This is a genomic window from Pseudokineococcus sp. 5B2Z-1 (genome assembly GCF_037482305.1).
In the GTDB taxonomy this organism is placed as follows: Bacteria; Actinomycetota; Actinomycetes; order Actinomycetales; family Quadrisphaeraceae; genus Pseudokineococcus.
Window position 1 is genome coordinate 716494 of record NZ_JBBHZG010000002.1, and the last position, 15127, is coordinate 731620.

Sequence of the window (15127 nt, forward strand, 5' to 3'; positions counted from 1 at the left end):
GGGTGGCCGGGCTCGCGCCCGGCCACCCGGTCCTCGTGCAGGGCCGTCACGTCAGGCGCTGCCGTCCGCGCCGCCGTCGTGGTGGCCGGGGATCCCGGTCTCGCCGGCGCCCGCGTCGGCAGGGCCCTCGACGGCGTCCTCGGCGCCGCCGTCGGCACCCCCGTCGGCGCCGCCGTCGTGCTGGCCGGGCGTGCCGTCGCCCGCACCGGAGTCCGCGGGGCCCTCGGCGCCGCCGTCCGCGCCGCCGTCGTGCTGGCCGGGGACGCCCTCGCCCGCGCCGCTGTCCGCGGGGCCCTCGATGTCGTCAGAGCTCGTGCTCATGGCTCCTCCAGGAGTCGGTGGTCGGTCGTCGTCTCGTGCTCTCGGTGCTGGTCGAGCGGTGCGCGGGGCGCACCCCCCATCCCTACGACGCCCGGCGCCCGCACGCCAGCCGGGTCCGGTCGTCGGGAGGCCCGGTCGGGAGGCGCCGTCGTGAGGGGTGGCCGCCGGGAGGGGGCGTCAGCGGCCCCGGTCGACCCACTCCTGCAGGTGGGGGGCCTCGTCGCCGATCGTCGTGCCTTCGCCGTGGCCCGTGCGGACCTCCGTCTCGGGCGGCAGCGCGAGCAGCCGCTCCCGGATCGAGGTGATGATCGTCGGGAAGTCGCTGTAGGAGCGGCCCGTGGCCCCCGGCCCGCCCGCGAAGAGCGTGTCGCCGGTGAAGACGACGCCGAGCTCGGGCACGTGCAGGCACACCGAGCCGGGGGAGTGCCCCGGGGTGTGGAGGACGTGGACGTCGACCCCCGCGACGGTGATGACCTCGCCGTCGGCCAGCGCCCCGCTGGGCGCGCGGGTCGGGTGCGCCATCGACCACAGGCCCATGTCGCCGGGGTGCAGCAGGACGGGCGCGGCGAAGCGCTCGCCGAGGTCGGGGGCGACCGTGACGTGGTCGTCGTGGGCGTGGGTGCAGACGACGGCCACGACGCGGCGCGTGCCGACCGCCTCGGCGATGGGCGCGAGCGCGTGCGGGGCGTCCACGACCAGCACCTCCTCGTCGTCCCCGAGCAGCCACACGTTGTTGTCGACGTCCCACGTGCCGCCGTCGAGGCTGAAGGTCCCCGAGGTCGTGAGGTGCTCGACGCGCACGCCGCCGGAGCCGGAGGGCGCCATCAGAGCACCACGACCGAGCGCAGGACGTCGCCGCGCTGCATCTTCGCGAAGGCGTCCTCGACGTCCCCGATCCCGACCGTCTCGGAGACGAAGTCGGCGAGGGGGAAGCGGCCCTGCAGCGCCAGGTCGGCGAGCATCGGGAAGTCGCGGCTCGGCAGGCAGTCGCCGTACCAGGACGACTTCAGCGCGCCGCCGCGGCCGAAGACGTCGCCCATCGGCAGCTCGACGACGTGCTCGGGGTTCGGCACGCCGACGAGCACGACGGTGCCGGCGAGGTCGCGGGCCCCGAACGCCTGGCGGTAGGTCTCGGGGCGGCCTACGGCGTCGACGACGAGGTCGGCCCCCACGCCGCCGCAGATCTCCTGCACGCGGGCGACGACGTCCTCGGACCGGCTGTTCACGGTGTGCGTCGCGCCGAAGCCCTTCGCCCACTCCAGCTTCCGGTTCTCGACGTCGACCGCGACCACGGTCGTCGCCCCGGCGAGGCGGGCGCCGGCGATCGCCGCGTCCCCGACGCCGCCGCAGCCGATGACGGCCACGGACTGCCCGCGGGTGACGGCGCCGGTGTTGACGGCCGCGCCGAAGCCGGCCATGACGCCGCAGCCGAGCAGGCCCGCCTGCTCGGCGGGGAGCCGCTCGTCGACCTTCGTGCACTGCCCGGCCGCGACCAGCGTCTTGCTCGCGAAGGCGCCGATGCCGAGCGCGGGCGACAGCGGGGTGCCGTCGGCCAGCGTCATCGGCGTGCTGGCGTTGCGGGTGTCGAAGCAGTACCAGGGCTTGCCGGCGGCGCAGGCGCGGCAGACGCCGCAGACGGCGCGCCAGTTGAGGACGACGAAGTCGCCGACCTCGAGCCCGACGACGCCCTCGCCGACGGCCGACACGCGCCCGGCGGCCTCGTGGCCGAGGAGGTAGGGGTAGTCGTCGCCGATGCCGCCGTCGCGGTAGTGCAGGTCGGTGTGGCAGACGCCGCACGCCTGGACGTCGACGACGGCGTCGCCCGGCCCCGGGTCGGGGACGACGACGTCCACGAGCTCGACGGGGGCCCCCTTCGCGCGGGAGACCACCCCCTGGACGGTGTGCGGCATCCCGATCTCCGATCCTGCGGCGGCGTGCGTGCGGCAGGGCCGGCGGTCAGCGCCGACCCCGAGGGGCCGACCCTAGCCAGCCGGGCGCAGCGGCGCCCGGTGCGGGGCCGCGGTGCGGGGGCGAGGTGCGGGGCCAGAGGTGAGGGCGGGAGGCGAGGGGCCGAGCGGGCGGGCCGAGCGGGGCGACGGCGCCGGTAGCCTCGCGGGGTGAGCCTGCGCCTGCACGACACCGCCACCGGGGAGCTGCGCGAGCTCTCCCCCCTGGTGCCCGGTGAGGTCTCCGTCTACCTCTGCGGGGCCACGGTGCAGGCGCCCCCGCACATCGGCCACGTCCGGTCCGGCATCGCCTTCGACGTCCTCGCGCGCTGGCTCGAGGCCGGGCACGGCCTGCGGGTGGTCTTCATCCGCAACGTCACGGACGTCGACGACAAGATCCTCGACAAGTCCGCCGCGGCGGGCGTGCCCTGGTGGGCGTGGGCCTCGCGCCACGAGCAGGCCTTCACGCGGGCCTACGACGCCCTCGGCGTCCGCCGCCCGACGTACGAGCCGCGCGCCACCGGGCACGTCACCGAGATGCTCGAGATGGTCGACGAGATCGTCGCGGCCGGGCACGCCTACCCGGCGCCCGACGGCAGCGGCGACGTCTACTTCGACGTCCGCTCGTGGCCGGACTACGGGTCGCTGACGCACCAGTCGCTGGCGGACATGGAGCCGGCCGCCGACGCCGACCCGCGGGGCAAGCGCGACCCCCGCGACTTCGCGCTGTGGAAGGGCGCCAAGGAGGGCGAGGCGGCCAGCTGGCCCTCGCGCTGGGGGCGCGGCCGCCCGGGCTGGCACCTCGAGTGCTCGGCGATGGCGCGGCGCTACCTGGGCCGTGCCTTCGACGTCCACGCGGGTGGCCTCGACCTGCGCTTCCCGCACCACGAGAACGAGCAGGCCCAGTCCCGCGCCGCGGGCGACGCCTTCGCCACGACCTGGCTCCACAACGGCTGGGTCACCGTGGGCGGGGAGAAGATGAGCAAGTCGCTCGGCAACTCCCTCGTCGTCGACGCGGTGCTCGCCTCGGGCGCGCGCCCGCTGGCGCTGCGGTACGCGCTGGGGACGGCGCACTACCGCTCGATGATCGAGTACTCGCCGGACCACCTCGTCGAGGCCGGCCGGGCGCTGGAGCGCGTCGAGGGCTTCCTCCGCCGCGCCCGGCAGGCGCCGGGGGCGGCCGACGCGGCCTTCACCATGGAGTTCCCGGCGGCCTTCCGCGCGGCGCTCGACGACGACCTCAACGTCCCGGCCGCCGTCGCGGTCGTCCACGAGACCGTGCGGGCGGGCAACACCGCGCTGGACGCCGGTGACGGCGCCGCCGCGCAGGCGGCGGCCCAGCGGGTCGTCGCGATGCTCGACGTGCTCGGGCTCAACCCGCTCGACCCGCACTGGGACGCCGCCGCGGGGGCGTCCGGCCGGGCCGAGCAGGCGCTGGACCAGCTCGTCGCCGCCGAGCTCGTGCGCCGCCAGGCGGCGCGCGAGCAGCGCGACTTCGCGACGGCCGACGGCGTGCGCGACCGGCTCGCCGGGCTCGGCATCGCCGTGGAGGACACCCCCGACGGCGCCCGCTGGTCCTGGGCCGAGGACGCCTGAGGGGCCCCGAGGACCAGGCCCGCGGCGCCGGAGCCCCAGCACCGCACCGACAGCACTCGTCAGCACGTCACCCGAGCAGCACCCCGAGCAGTCAGGAGCACCAGTGGCCGGCAACAGCCAGCGGCGCGGCGCCGTGCGCCGCGCCGGGTCGAAGAAGGGCGCCGTCGTCGGCAGCGGCGGCCGCGGGCGCCGCGCCCTCGAGGGCAAGGGGCCCACGCCGAAGGCCGAGGACCGCGTCTACCACGCGGCGCACAAGCGGGCGCAGGCCGCGGCGAAGCGCGGTGGCGGAGGCGGGGGGCGCCCCGCGGGGCAGTCGCGCCGCCGCGGCGGCGCGGGCAGCACCGAGGTCGTCGCGGGCCGCAACTCGGTCGTCGAGGCCCTCCGCGCCGGCATCCCCGCCACGGCGCTGTACGTCGCGGCGCGCACGGAGTCCGACGACCGCACCCGCGAGGCCATCAAGACGGCCGCCGACCGCGGCGTCCCGCTGCTCGAGGCCTCGCGGACCGACCTCGACCGCCTCACCGACGGCGCGGTGCACCAAGGCCTGGCCCTCCAGGTGCCGCCCTACGAGTACGCCGACGTCGACGACCTCCTCGAGGCCGCCGCGGGCAGCGACCGGCCCGCGCTCGTCGTCGCGCTGGACGGCATCACCGACCCCCGCAACCTCGGCGCCGTCCTCCGCTCGACGGCGGCCTTCGGCGGGCACGGCGTCCTGCTGCCCGAGCGCCGCTCGGCCGGGGTCACGGCCTCGGCGTGGAAGACGTCGGCCGGCGCGGCCGCCCGCGTGCCCGTGGCGCGCGTCGGCAACCTCGTGCGCGCGCTCGAGCAGCTCAAGGCGGCGGGGCTCTTCGTCGTGGGCCTCGACGCGGAGGGCGACGTCGTGCTGCCCGAGCTCGAGCTCGCCACCGGGCCCGTCGTCCTCGTCGTCGGGTCCGAGGGCAAGGGCCTCGGCCGCCTCGTGCGCGAGACCTGCGACCAGGTCGTCTCCATCCCCATGGGCGCGGAGACGGAGTCGCTCAACGCGGGCGTCGCGGCCGGCGTCGCGCTCTACGAGGTGGCGCGCCGCCGCGGCTGAGCCGCACCCCCGGGCCGGGGGTGGGACGCCGTCAGGGGCGGCGCCGCACCTCCGGGCCTACAGGCTCTCGACGGCGTCCAGCGGGCTCGTGTCCTGGCCGAGGAAGGCCGCCTCGTCGCGGCGGTGCACGAGCACCCCGGCGACGTAGGCGCCCACGGCCTCGAGCAGCGGGACGTCGCGGCGCTGCTGCTCGCTCATGAACCAACGGTGCTCGAGCACCTCGTGGAAGACCTCGGCGGGCTCGAGCTTGCGGCGCAGGTCGCGGGGGACGGCGCGGACGACGGGCTCGAAGACCTGGCTCACCCACTCGTGGGCGACGATCTCCTCGTCCTCGTTCTGCTGGTCGCTCTCGGCGCCGTAGCGGTCGAGGTCGTTGAGCAGGCGCCGGGCCTGGTTCTCCTGCGCGTCGATGCCCGTGAGGCGCAGCAGGCGGCGGCTGTGGTGGCCGGCGTCCACGACCTTCGGCTGGATGCTCACGCGGGTGCCGTCGAGGTCGGTCGAGATCGAGAGCTCGTCGACGTCGAAGCCGAGGTCGTTGAGGCGCTCGATGCGCGCCGCCACGCGCCAGCGGTCTCCCGCCTCGAAGGACTCCGTCTCGGTGAGCTCGGCCCACAGGGAGCGGTAGCGGCTCATGATGTGCTCGCTGTTCGACAGCGGGTCGACGTCGATCTCGAGGAGCTCGCCGGCCTGCAGGTCCATGAGCTCGCCGGCGATGTTGACCCGCGCGACCTCGAGGTCGTACTCGCGCTGGCCGGTCGAGAGCTCCTGGTGCAGCTCGCCCGTCTCGGCGTCGACGAGGTAGGCCGCGAAGGCGCCCGCGTCGCGACGGAACAGCGTGTTGGAGAGGGAGACGTCGCCCCAGTAGAAGCCCGTGAGGTGCAGCCGCACGAGCAGCACGGCGAGGGCGTCGATGGCGCGCGTCGCCGTGTCGGGCCGCAGCACCTGGCTGAACAGCGCGCGGTAGGGCAGGGAGAACTGCAGGTGGCTCGTGACGAGCGCGGCCTCCAGCGGCTCGCCGTCGGGGCCCTCGCGGCCGGAGATGACGGCGACCGGGTGCACCGACGGCACGTCGAGGCGGCCGAGCATCCGCAGCATCTGGTACTCGCGGCGGGCGGTGCCCTCGGCGATCTCCTTGATGGCGATGACCTGGTCGGACATCCGCACGAAGCGCACGATGTGCCGCGAGATGCCGCGCGGGAGGGCCGCGATGCGGCTGGCCGGCCACTCCTCGAGCGGCAGCTCCCAGGGGAGGTCGAGCAGCGCCGGGTCGGGCGCCGCCGCGGTGATCTGCAGACCGGCCATGCTGGTGATCCTCCCACTGCCGGGGTCCGGACGAGGCGGCGCCGGGCGCGTGCGCGCACGAGGGCCCGCCCGCGACGGGGTGCGGACCGGACGCGCCGGAGGGCCGGCCCGACGAGCGGACCGGCCCTCCTGCGCGTGCTCGCGCGTGTGCGCCGCGGGGCTCAGGCCTCGAGGCGGTGGCCGTCGGTGGCCGAGAACAGGTGCACGTGGTCAGGCTTGGGCGCGAGGTGCACCGTGGAGCCCTTCTCCGGGGGACGGCGGCCGTCGACGCGGGCGATGATCTCGCCCTCGGTGCCGTCCAGGTGGGCGCGGCCGTAGATGTAGGCGTCGGCGCCGAGCTCCTCGACGACGTCCACCGACACCTGGAGGCCCTGCTCGGCGATGTCGAGGTCCTCGGGGCGCACGCCCACGACGACGCGGCTGCCGGCACCGGCGAGCAGCTCGCGCGGGACGGGGTAGGTGTAGTCGCCGAAGACGACGCCGCCGTCGGTGACGGGCACCTCGACGAGGTTCATCGCCGGGGAGCCGATGAAGCCCGCGACGAAGACGTTCTTCGGGCGGTCGTACATCTCGCGCGGCGTGGCGACCTGCTGGAGCAGGCCGTCCTTGAGGACGGCGACGCGGTCGCCCATCGTCATGGCCTCGACCTGGTCGTGCGTGACGTAGACCGTGGTGACGCCGAGGCGGCGCTGCAGCTGCGCGATCTGCGTGCGGGTCTGGACGCGGAGCTTGGCGTCGAGGTTCGACAGCGGCTCGTCCATGAGGAAGACCTGCGGCTGGCGCACGATCGCGCGGCCCATGGCGACGCGCTGGCGCTGGCCGCCCGAGAGGGCCTTCGGCTTGCGGTCGAGGTACTGCGTGAGGTCGAGGATCTTGGCGGCCTCCTCGACGCGGGTGCGGATCTCGCCCTTGTTGACGCCGGCGATCTTCAGGGCGAAGCCCATGTTGTCGGCGACCGTCATGTGCGGGTACAGCGCGTAGTTCTGGAACACCATCGCGATGTCCCGGTCCTTCGGCTGGACGTCGGTGACGTCGCGGTCGCCGATCATGATGCGGCCCGCGTTGATGTCCTCCAGGCCGGCGAGCATGCGCAGCGAGGTGGACTTGCCGCAGCCCGAGGGGCCGACGAGGACGAGGAACTCGCCGTCCTCGATGTGCAGGTCCAGCGCGTCGACGGCCGGCTTGTCGCCGCCCGGGTAGATGCGCGAGGCCTTGTCGTAGGTGACCGTTGCCATGGTGTGTCCTCCCACCGGCAGGTACGTGCCGGACGATCCGTCGTAGGGGTGGCGGCGGTCGAGGGCGGAGCCCTCGGTGCCGGGCGTGCGACTGCGGTTGCGGGCGTGCGGCTCTGCTCCGAGCGCGCGACCGCGGCCGACCGGGGCGCGGCCTCTGCTGCGAGGCCGCTCACCGGGCGGGCGCAGCGTCGTGCCGTGCCCCTGGGGGGACGGCGACGTCGCCGTGCGGGCACATCATGCACCACCGCGGCGCTCCCCGGGACCGCCGCGGGCGGGTCGGGACCCGTGCGGGGCGGGGGGCGCCGCGGCGCAGGGGCGCGGGCTACAGGACCGGCGTGCCCCCGGTGACGGCGATGCGCGCGCCCGAGACGTAGCTCGCCTCGTCGCTCGCGAGCATGACGTAGACGGGGGCCAGCTCGGCGGGCTGGCCGGGGCGGCCGAGCGGCGTCTGCGCGCCGAAGGACTCGACGGCCTCGGCCGGCATGGTCGAGGGGATGAGCGGCGTCCACACCGGCCCGGGCGCGACGCTGTTGACGCGGACGCCTCGCGCGCCGAGGGACTGCGCGAGGCCGGCCGACATGTTGGCGATGGCCGCCTTGGTCGCCGAGTAGGCGAGCAGCGAGGGCGGCGGCTGGTCGGAGTTCACCGACGAGCTGTTGATGATCGAGGCGCCCGGGCCCAGGTGCGGCACCGCCGCCTTGGTGAGGTGAAAGAGGGCGCTGAGGTTCACCGCGAGGGTGTGGTCCCACTCCTCGTCGGGGACGTCCTCGATGCTCTCGCGCGACATCTGGAAGGCCGCGTTGTTGACGAGGACGTCGAGGCGCCCGAGCTCGGCGACCGTCCGGGCCACGAGGTCGCGGCAGTGCTGCGGGTCCGCCAGGTCGCCGGGCAGCAGGAGCACCCGGCGGCCGGCCTCCTCGACCCAGCGGGCGGTCTCGCGGGCGTCGTCGTGCTCGTCGAGGTAGGAGACGGCGACGTCGGCGCCCTCCCGGGCGTACGCGAGGGCGACGGCGCGCCCGATGCCGCTGTCGGCGCCCGTGACGAGCGCGACCTTCCCCTCGAGGCGCCCGGAGCCGCGGTAGCTCCGCTCGCCGTGGTCGGGCTGCGGGTCGAGGGCGGCCGTCGACCCCGGGGGCGTCTGCTGCTGGGCGGGCTGGCTCACGGTGTCCTCCTGCGGACGGGCGGGACGGCGGCCGCGGGCTCGACCGGCCCTCCACCCTCGGGGGCGGGCCGTCCGCGCGCACGCCGGGCCCCGCGCGCGAGGGGGCGCCCCCGACCGGGCCCGAGCGCGTCAGCCGGTGCGCAGGGCCAGGACCCGCTCGAGGAGGAGGGCGACGTCCTCGGGCCCGGCGACGCGGTGGCGGGCCGCCGTGGCGCCGTCGCCGACCTTGACGCCCACGTCGCCGTCGCGCAGCACCGCGAAGGCGTGCTCGTCGGTGACGTCGTCGCCCGCGTAGAGCACAGCCGTGGCGCCGAGGTCCTCGCGCAGCGCCTCGAGCGAGCGGCCCTTGTCGACATCGAGGACGGCGAGCTCGACGACGTCCTTGCCGCGGAGGACCCGGACGCCGGGCAGGCGCCCCGGGCCGTCGACGAGGGCCCGCTGGGCGGCCGAGGCGGTCGCCACGTCCGCGGTCCGGGTGTGCAGCACGGCGCCCGCGGGCTTGACCTCGAGGTCGGTGCCGGGGTGGTCGGCCACCACGTCGCGGGCCCGCGCCACGACGTCGCCGAGGAGGGCTTCCTGCCACGCGTCGAGGGGGGCGCTCGGCTCCTCGGCGCCGGGCATGCGCACCTCCGCGCCGTGGCTGCCGACGAGCGCGGCCGCGGCGGGCGGGGCGGCCAGGGGCACGAGCGAGGCGAGGGGGCGGCCGGAGACGAGGGCGAGGGCGACGGCGCGCTCGCCCTCCAGGGCGGCGAGCGCCGCCAGGGCGGCGGAGGAGCGCTCCAGCGGCCGGGCGGCGTCGCGGTCGTCGACGAGCGGCGCGAGGACGCCGTCGAAGTCCAGCGCCACGAGCGGCCGCGGTGAGGCCGCGAGGGCGGCGAGCGCCTGGTCCAGCCCGTCGTCGAGGCGCCCGGCCGCGCCGGCGTCGGCGGTCACGACCGGCTCCCGTGCTCGCCGGAGCCGCTCGTGCCGCCCTCGACCGCCTCGGCGCCGACGTCCGCCCCGACGTCCGGGCGCAGCGCCGCGAGGAAGTCGCGCGCCCACCGCTGGACGTCGTGCTCGAAGACGCGCCGCCGCAGGGAGCGCATCCGGCGGCGCTGCTCGCGCGGGCCCATGACGACGGCCTGCACGACCGCCGACTTCAGGCCGTCGATGTCGTGGGGGTTGACGTGCAGGGCCTGGCCGAGCTCGTCGGCGGCGCCGGTGAACTCCGAGAGCACGAGCGCGCCCCGCTCGTCGTGGCGGGCGGCGACGTACTCCTTGGCGACGAGGTTCATGCCGTCGCGCAGGCTCGTGACGAGCATGACGTCGGCGACCTGGAAGAGCGCCGCCATCTCCTCCCGCCCGTAGCTGTGGTGCAGGTACTGGACGACCTGGTGGCCGAGGGTGCCGTGGGCGCCGTTGACGCGGCCGACCTGCAGCTCGATGTCCTCGCGCAGCAGCCGGTACTGCTCGACGCGCTCGCGGCTCGGCGTCGCCACCTGGACGAGGATCGTCTCGTCGGCGCGCAGCAGCCCGTCGTCGAGGAGCTCGGCGAAGGCCTTGATGCGGTGCCCGATGCCCTTGGTGTAGTCGAGGCGGTCGACGCCGAGGACGACCGTGTCGGGGTCGCCGAGGTCGGCGCGGATCTGGCGGGCCCGCTCGCGGACCTCGGGGGAGCGTGCGAGCTCGTCCATGGCCGCGGCGTCGATGGAGATCGGGAAGGCGCGGGCGGTCACCCTCCGGCGACCGCCGTCCGGTCCCGGCACCTCGACGGCCTGCTGGCGCGGGACGAGCTGCAGCGACCGGCGGCAGGCGCGGAGGAAGTTCTGCGCGTCGCCGGGCCGCTGGAAGCCGAGCAGGTCGGCGCCGAGGAGGCCCTCGAGGACCTGCCGCCGCCACGGCAGCTGGGCGAAGATCTCGTACGGCGGGAAGGGGATGTGGTTGAAGAAGCCGATGGACAGGTCCGGCCTCGCCGCCCGGAGCATCGCCGGCACGAGCTGCAGCTGGTAGTCCTGCACCCACACGACGGCGCCCTCGGCCGCCACCTCGGCGGCCGCCGTCGCGAAGCGCTCGTTGACGGCGACGTAGTCCTCCCACCACTGCCGGTGGTACTCGGGGGCCACGATGACGTCGTGGTACAGCGGCCAGAGGGTGCCGTTGGAGAAGCCCTCGTAGAAGCCCTGCACCTCCTCCGCGGAGAGCGAGACGGGCACGAGGTGCATGCCGCCCCAGTCGAAGGGCTCGCTCACGGCGCCCTCGGCGTCGCCCGGGCTGCCGGGCCAGCCGACCCAGGCGCCTTCCTGGGACTGCATGACGGGCTCCAGCGCCGTCACGAGGCCGCCGGGCGAGCGCTTCCACCGTGGCTGCCCGTCCTTGTCCGTGCCGTCGCGGTCCACGGCCAGGCGGTTGGCGACGACGACGACGTCGTACCCCTCGCCCTCCGCCGGCACCCGCGTCCGCTCCGCCGGGGTGGGCAGGTCCTCCTCCGCCGGGGCGGGCGTCTCCTCGGGCAGGCCCTGCGGCAGGCCGGCGCCGGCGGTCGCGGGCTCGTGCTCGTCCGTGTGCGTGCCGGGCACCGGGCGCCTCCTCGGGGTCGGTCGGCGCCGAGGGCGCCGGGGCGGGGCGCGGCGCGGCCGGCCCCCTGCGACCCGAACGTAGTGGCGACCACGGCGGGGCCGCACGCCGCGGCGAGCCCCTCGGGGGCGTCCGACGGCGGCCCGGGGCCCGGCTGGGACGCCGTACCGTGGCGGACGGCGAGGGCGTGGCGACCACCGGTCGCGGACGGAGCGGGAGGGCGCGTGGAGCAGCGGGGTCCGGGGGCGCGCCCCGGCGCAGGAGGACCCCCGGTCGGGCGGCGCCTGGGGCCCTACCGCCTGGTGCACCAGGTCGGCGAGGGCGGCATGGGCGTCGTCCACCTGGCCCTGGACCCCGCCGACCGGGCCGTGGCCCTCAAGGTGCTGCGACCGCACGTCGCCGGCGACCCGTCGGCGCGCGAGCGGCTGCGGCGCGAGGTCGCCGTCCTGCGCCGGGTGCGCCACCGCCTCGTCGCGGAGGTCCTCGACGCCGACCCCGACGGGCCGCAGCCGTACGTCGTCACCCAGTTCGTCCCGGGGCGCAGCCTCGAGCAGCACGTGCAGGAGGAGGGGCCGCTCGCCCCGGCCGCCCTGGCCCGCCTCGCCGACGGCCTCGGCCAGGCGCTCGCCGCCGTGCACGACGCTGGCGTCGTCCACCGCGACCTCAAGCCCGCCAACGTCCTCATGCTCGACGGCGACCCGGTGGTCATCGACTTCGGCATCGCCAAGGTCGCCGACGACGTGCGGCTGACCAGCGTGGACCTCGTCATGGGCACGCCCGGCTACCTCGCCCCCGAGCTGGCGGACGGCGCCGAGGCCGGCCCGGCCGCGGACTGGTGGGGGTGGGCGGCGACGACGGCCTTCGCCGCGACGGGGCGCCCGCCGTTCGGGCGCGGCCCGTGGCCCGTCGTCCTCGACCGGGTGCGGCGGGGAGCCGCGGACCTCGACGGCGTCCCCGAGCCGCTCGTGCCCGTGCTGACCGCCGCGCTCTCCCCGCGCGTGGAGGAGCGGCCGCGCGAGGGCTGGCTGCGCCGCGCCGTGGAGGACCTGGCGGAGGCCGCCCGCCGCGGCGACCCGGGCGGGGCGGGGCCCTCGGCGGGGGACGCCGCGGCGACCTCGGCCCTCGTGGGCCTGGCCGGTGGCGCCCCCCGCGCCGCGGCCGACCCGGGCGCCGGCGCCCCGTCGGGGGCCGAGCCCGACGACGACCCCGACGACGCGGCGCTCGCGGACGGCGCGGACGGCGCCGACCCCCGCTCGGCGGCCACGACGGCCGTGCCCGCCCCGCCGCCCGTCGGCGAGGAGGGGCCCTGGGACGACGAGGCGCAGGGGCTGTCGGACGAGGACGAGGGGCCCTGGGACGAGACCGACGAGGGACCCTGGGACGAGGACGAGGGGCTCGTCGGGCAGGACGACGTCAGCACGACGGCCCTCCCGGCCGCGGGTCGGGGCTCCGCCGGGGCGCCGCGGCGGGGCGAGGAGCCGGAGGAGGGGCGCACCGCGGCGATGAGCGCGCGCGCCACGAGCGCGCTGCCCCGCTCGACTCCCGCTGAGCCGGCCCCGGTGGGTCGTCCCGACCCCTGGGGCCCGGGCCCCGCGGGAGCGAGCCGGACCGGGGCGGCCCCCGACGCGTCGGCCCCCCACGAGTCGGCCCCCTACGCGTCGGCCCCGGCCCGGGCGGCCTGGAGCGAGGCGCCCTGGACCGAGGCGGAGCGGCCCCGGGCGGTGCGGGCACCGGCTGCCGACCCGTGGGCGGCGCCGGCGGCGTGGCCGCCCGAGCGCGGGCCGGGAGACGGGTACGAGCGGGCGTACGGCCAGGGGTACGACCGGGCGGGCGCCCCCGCCGCTCTGCCGCCGCGGGGCGAGCCGCCGGTGCGGCGCCCGGACCGCCCGGGGCTGCGCGCCGCCTGGGCCGCGGCGCTCGTCGCCGTCACGGCGCTCCTGCCGGCCGTGGGCGTCCTCGTCGCGGCGGTCGTCGTCGTGGTCGCGAGGGTGGTCGAGCGCAGCCAGCGCTGGGTGTCCCGGCGGCGCGAGCTCGTCGGGCCGCGGCGCGGCGACGTCCCGCTGGCGGTCCTGCGCTCGCCCCTGCCGCTGCTGGGCGCGCTGGTGCCCGCGGTGCTGCAGCTGGTCCTGCCGCTCGCCGTGGCCGCCGCCGTCGTCTTCCTCGCCGGGGTGCTCCTGGAGGGCGCCGCCGTGGTCCCGGGCGACCCGGTGACCCTGGCCGCGGGGGCGACGGCGGGGGTCGTCACCGCCTGGTGGGGGCCCGGCGGCGGGCGCCTGCGGCGGGGCGCCGGCCTTGTGAGCCGGGCCGCGCCGACGGGTGCCGGCGGCGCCGTGCTCGTCGTCCTCGGCCTGCTCGTCGTCGTGGCGGGCGCCTGGCTCGCCGTCGGCGGGGCGGCGCCCGACTGGGGGCCGTTGCCCTCGCCGCCCCCCGGTTTCTGAGGACGCGGGGCCTCGCCCGCCCGCCCGCCGCCCTCCGGTGCCCGCTCCGCGGGTGGCGTCCCCGGCGACGACGGGCCCGCGGGGACCGCCGCGGGCGGCGACGTAGCCTCGCCCCGTGCAACTCCGCCCGTCCGCGCGCCGCGCGCGGTTCCTCGTCGTGGCCGCGCTGCTCGCCGGGCCCACGGCCGCGGCCGCCGCCCCGGCGAGCGCTGCGCCCGCTGCCGTGACCGCCGCGCCGGCCGCCGCGCCCTCGTCGCCCCCGGCCGCCGCGCCCTCGGCCCCGCCGTCCGCCAGCGCCCCGTCCGCCAGCGCCCCGTCCGCCACCGCCCCGTCCGCCACCGCCCCGTCCGCCACCGCCCCGTCCGGCAGCGCCCCGTCCGCCACCGCGTCGGACCCGTCGGTGCAGCGCGTCGTCCGCGACGAGACGGGCACGGGGATCGTCGTGCCGCTGCTCGGGACCGTCGCCGTGGTGCTGCTGCTCGTCGCAGCGGCGGCCGTGAGCGCCGTCCTGCGGCGCCGCTCCGAGGAACGTCGGCTCTAGCCCGACCGTCCTCCTCGGGGGAGGCCCGCCGGCCCGTCCCGACCGGTCCGCGCGACCGACCGCCCGACGCCACCGACCGACCAGCAGCAGCGCCCGCAGGAGGCACACCGCATGAGTCCCGACCCCCGCAAGCCGACGAAGGCGGAGCGCCAGAGCGACGCGCGCGCCCGGTCCCGCGCCATGCGCGAGCAGCGGGAGCGCGCGGAGAAGCGGCGCCGCGCGGCGCTGGTGACCATCGCCGGGCTCGTCGCGGCGGCGGTCGTGGCCGTCGTCGTCGTCGCCATCGCCTCGGGCGGGGAGGACGACGCCCCCCAGGCCGTCCCGACGTCCTTCTCCGAGTCCGGCGGCTACACGACGGGCGACGCGGACGCGCCCGTCTCGGTGAGCATCTACCAGGACTACCAGTGCCCCTTCTGCGCCCAGTTCGAGGCCGCGAACAGCGACTTCATCGAGCAGGCGCGCGAGGCCGGCGACATCTCCGTGACGTACTACCCCCTCGACCTGCTGCGCCGCCTCGGCGACTACTCGGCCCGCGCGGCCAGCGCGGCGGTGTGCGTGGCCGAGGAGGCGCCCGAGCAGTTCGGCGCCTTCAACGACGCCCTCTACGAGAACCAGCCCCAGGAGGGCGCCGGCGGGCTGACGGACCAGCAGATCGCAGCCGTCGCGTCGGACGCCGGGGTGCCGGACGACGTCGACGCCTGCATCACGAGCGGCCGCTACACGGACTGGGTGAGCCAGGTGACCGACGACCGCGACGAGCGCGTGCAGGGGACTCCGACGGTCCTCGTCGACGACCAGGTGCTCCCGAACCCCGACCAGTTCCAGGCGGCCGTGGAGCAGGCCCTGGCCGGCGGCGGCGCCACCGACGGCGCCACCGACGGCGCCACCGCGGGGACCGCCACCTCCTGACGCGAGCAGGCCGCTCGCGCGGCGACGCGGAGGCGGGGGGGGGGGGGGG

At 77.3% G+C, this 15127-nt stretch carries 13 protein-coding genes; 5 read left to right on the forward strand and 8 right to left on the reverse strand.

The annotated features are described in order from the left end of the window. Positions 1 to 51 precede the first annotated feature (51 nt). The 3 genes from WDV85_RS07395 to WDV85_RS07405 form a co-directional block, all read right to left on the reverse strand. Positions 52 to 321, reverse strand: coding sequence for a hypothetical protein (locus tag WDV85_RS07395; protein ID WP_298801192.1), 270 nt, complete (start codon positions 319 to 321; stop codon positions 52 to 54). A gap of 177 nt (positions 322 to 498) precedes the next feature. Continuing rightward, entirely contained in the window at positions 499 to 1146 is a 648-nt protein-coding gene (locus WDV85_RS07400; RefSeq protein ID WP_339570018.1) for an MBL fold metallo-hydrolase, read from the reverse strand. Further along, a complete protein-coding gene (locus WDV85_RS07405) occupies positions 1146 to 2231 on the reverse strand; it encodes an S-(hydroxymethyl)mycothiol dehydrogenase (protein WP_445263213.1) in 1086 nt (361 codons plus the stop codon). Before WDV85_RS07405 ends, WDV85_RS07400 begins: the two co-directional genes overlap by 1 nt. Positions 2232 to 2438: 207 nt before the next feature. On the opposite strand from WDV85_RS07405, the gene cysS reads away from it, so the two are divergent. Continuing rightward, positions 2439 to 3863: a cysteine--tRNA ligase gene (gene cysS / locus WDV85_RS07410; protein ID WP_339570020.1), complete on the forward strand. Its 1425-nt coding sequence runs from the start codon at positions 2439 to 2441 to the stop codon at positions 3861 to 3863. A gap of 103 nt (positions 3864 to 3966) precedes the next feature. Then, a complete protein-coding gene (rlmB, locus tag WDV85_RS07415; protein ID WP_339570021.1) occupies positions 3967 to 4938 on the forward strand; it encodes a 23S rRNA (guanosine(2251)-2'-O)-methyltransferase RlmB in 972 nt (323 codons plus the stop codon). Between the two features lie 57 nt (positions 4939 to 4995). Here the strand turns inward: rlmB and WDV85_RS07420 are convergent, their stop codons facing one another. The 5 genes from WDV85_RS07420 to WDV85_RS07440 all read right to left on the reverse strand — a co-directional run bounded on the left by WDV85_RS07420 (position 4996) and on the right by WDV85_RS07440 (position 11066). After that, positions 4996 to 6240 (reverse strand): DUF4032 domain-containing protein, encoded by a 1245-nt coding sequence (locus WDV85_RS07420; RefSeq protein ID WP_339570022.1) that lies wholly within the window; start codon positions 6238 to 6240, stop codon positions 4996 to 4998. Between the two features lie 161 nt (positions 6241 to 6401). Beyond that, complete coding sequence (locus WDV85_RS07425; RefSeq protein ID WP_339570023.1) at positions 6402 to 7475, reverse strand: ABC transporter ATP-binding protein; 1074 nt, start codon at positions 7473 to 7475, stop codon at positions 6402 to 6404. 322 nt (positions 7476 to 7797) lie between these two features. After that, positions 7798 to 8637 (reverse strand): SDR family oxidoreductase, encoded by an 840-nt coding sequence (locus WDV85_RS07430; protein ID WP_339570024.1) that lies wholly within the window; start codon positions 8635 to 8637, stop codon positions 7798 to 7800. A 129-nt stretch (positions 8638 to 8766) separates the two neighbouring features. After that, positions 8767 to 9570 (reverse strand): trehalose-phosphatase, encoded by an 804-nt coding sequence (gene otsB / locus WDV85_RS07435; protein ID WP_339570025.1) that lies wholly within the window; start codon positions 9568 to 9570, stop codon positions 8767 to 8769. Beyond that, a complete protein-coding gene (locus WDV85_RS07440) occupies positions 9567 to 11066 on the reverse strand; it encodes an alpha,alpha-trehalose-phosphate synthase (UDP-forming) (protein ID WP_445263260.1) in 1500 nt (499 codons plus the stop codon). The genes otsB and WDV85_RS07440 overlap by 4 nt, the downstream gene beginning before the upstream one ends. Positions 11067 to 11414: 348 nt before the next feature. Between WDV85_RS07440 and WDV85_RS07445 the strand changes: the two genes are divergently transcribed. The 3 genes from WDV85_RS07445 to WDV85_RS07455 all read left to right on the forward strand — a co-directional run bounded on the left by WDV85_RS07445 (position 11415) and on the right by WDV85_RS07455 (position 15078). Further along, on the forward strand, positions 11415 to 13628 hold the full coding sequence (locus tag WDV85_RS07445) for a serine/threonine-protein kinase (protein WP_339570027.1): 2214 nt from the start codon (positions 11415 to 11417) through the stop codon (positions 13626 to 13628). 115 nt (positions 13629 to 13743) lie between these two features. Continuing rightward, positions 13744 to 14169 (forward strand): hypothetical protein, encoded by a 426-nt coding sequence (locus WDV85_RS07450; protein ID WP_339570028.1) that lies wholly within the window; start codon positions 13744 to 13746, stop codon positions 14167 to 14169. Between the two features lie 111 nt (positions 14170 to 14280). Continuing rightward, positions 14281 to 15078 carry a DsbA family protein gene (locus WDV85_RS07455; RefSeq protein WP_339570029.1) on the forward strand — a complete coding sequence of 266 codons (798 nt, stop codon included), beginning with the start codon at positions 14281 to 14283 and terminating at the stop codon, positions 15076 to 15078. The last annotated feature ends 49 nt before the right edge of the window (positions 15079 to 15127 follow it).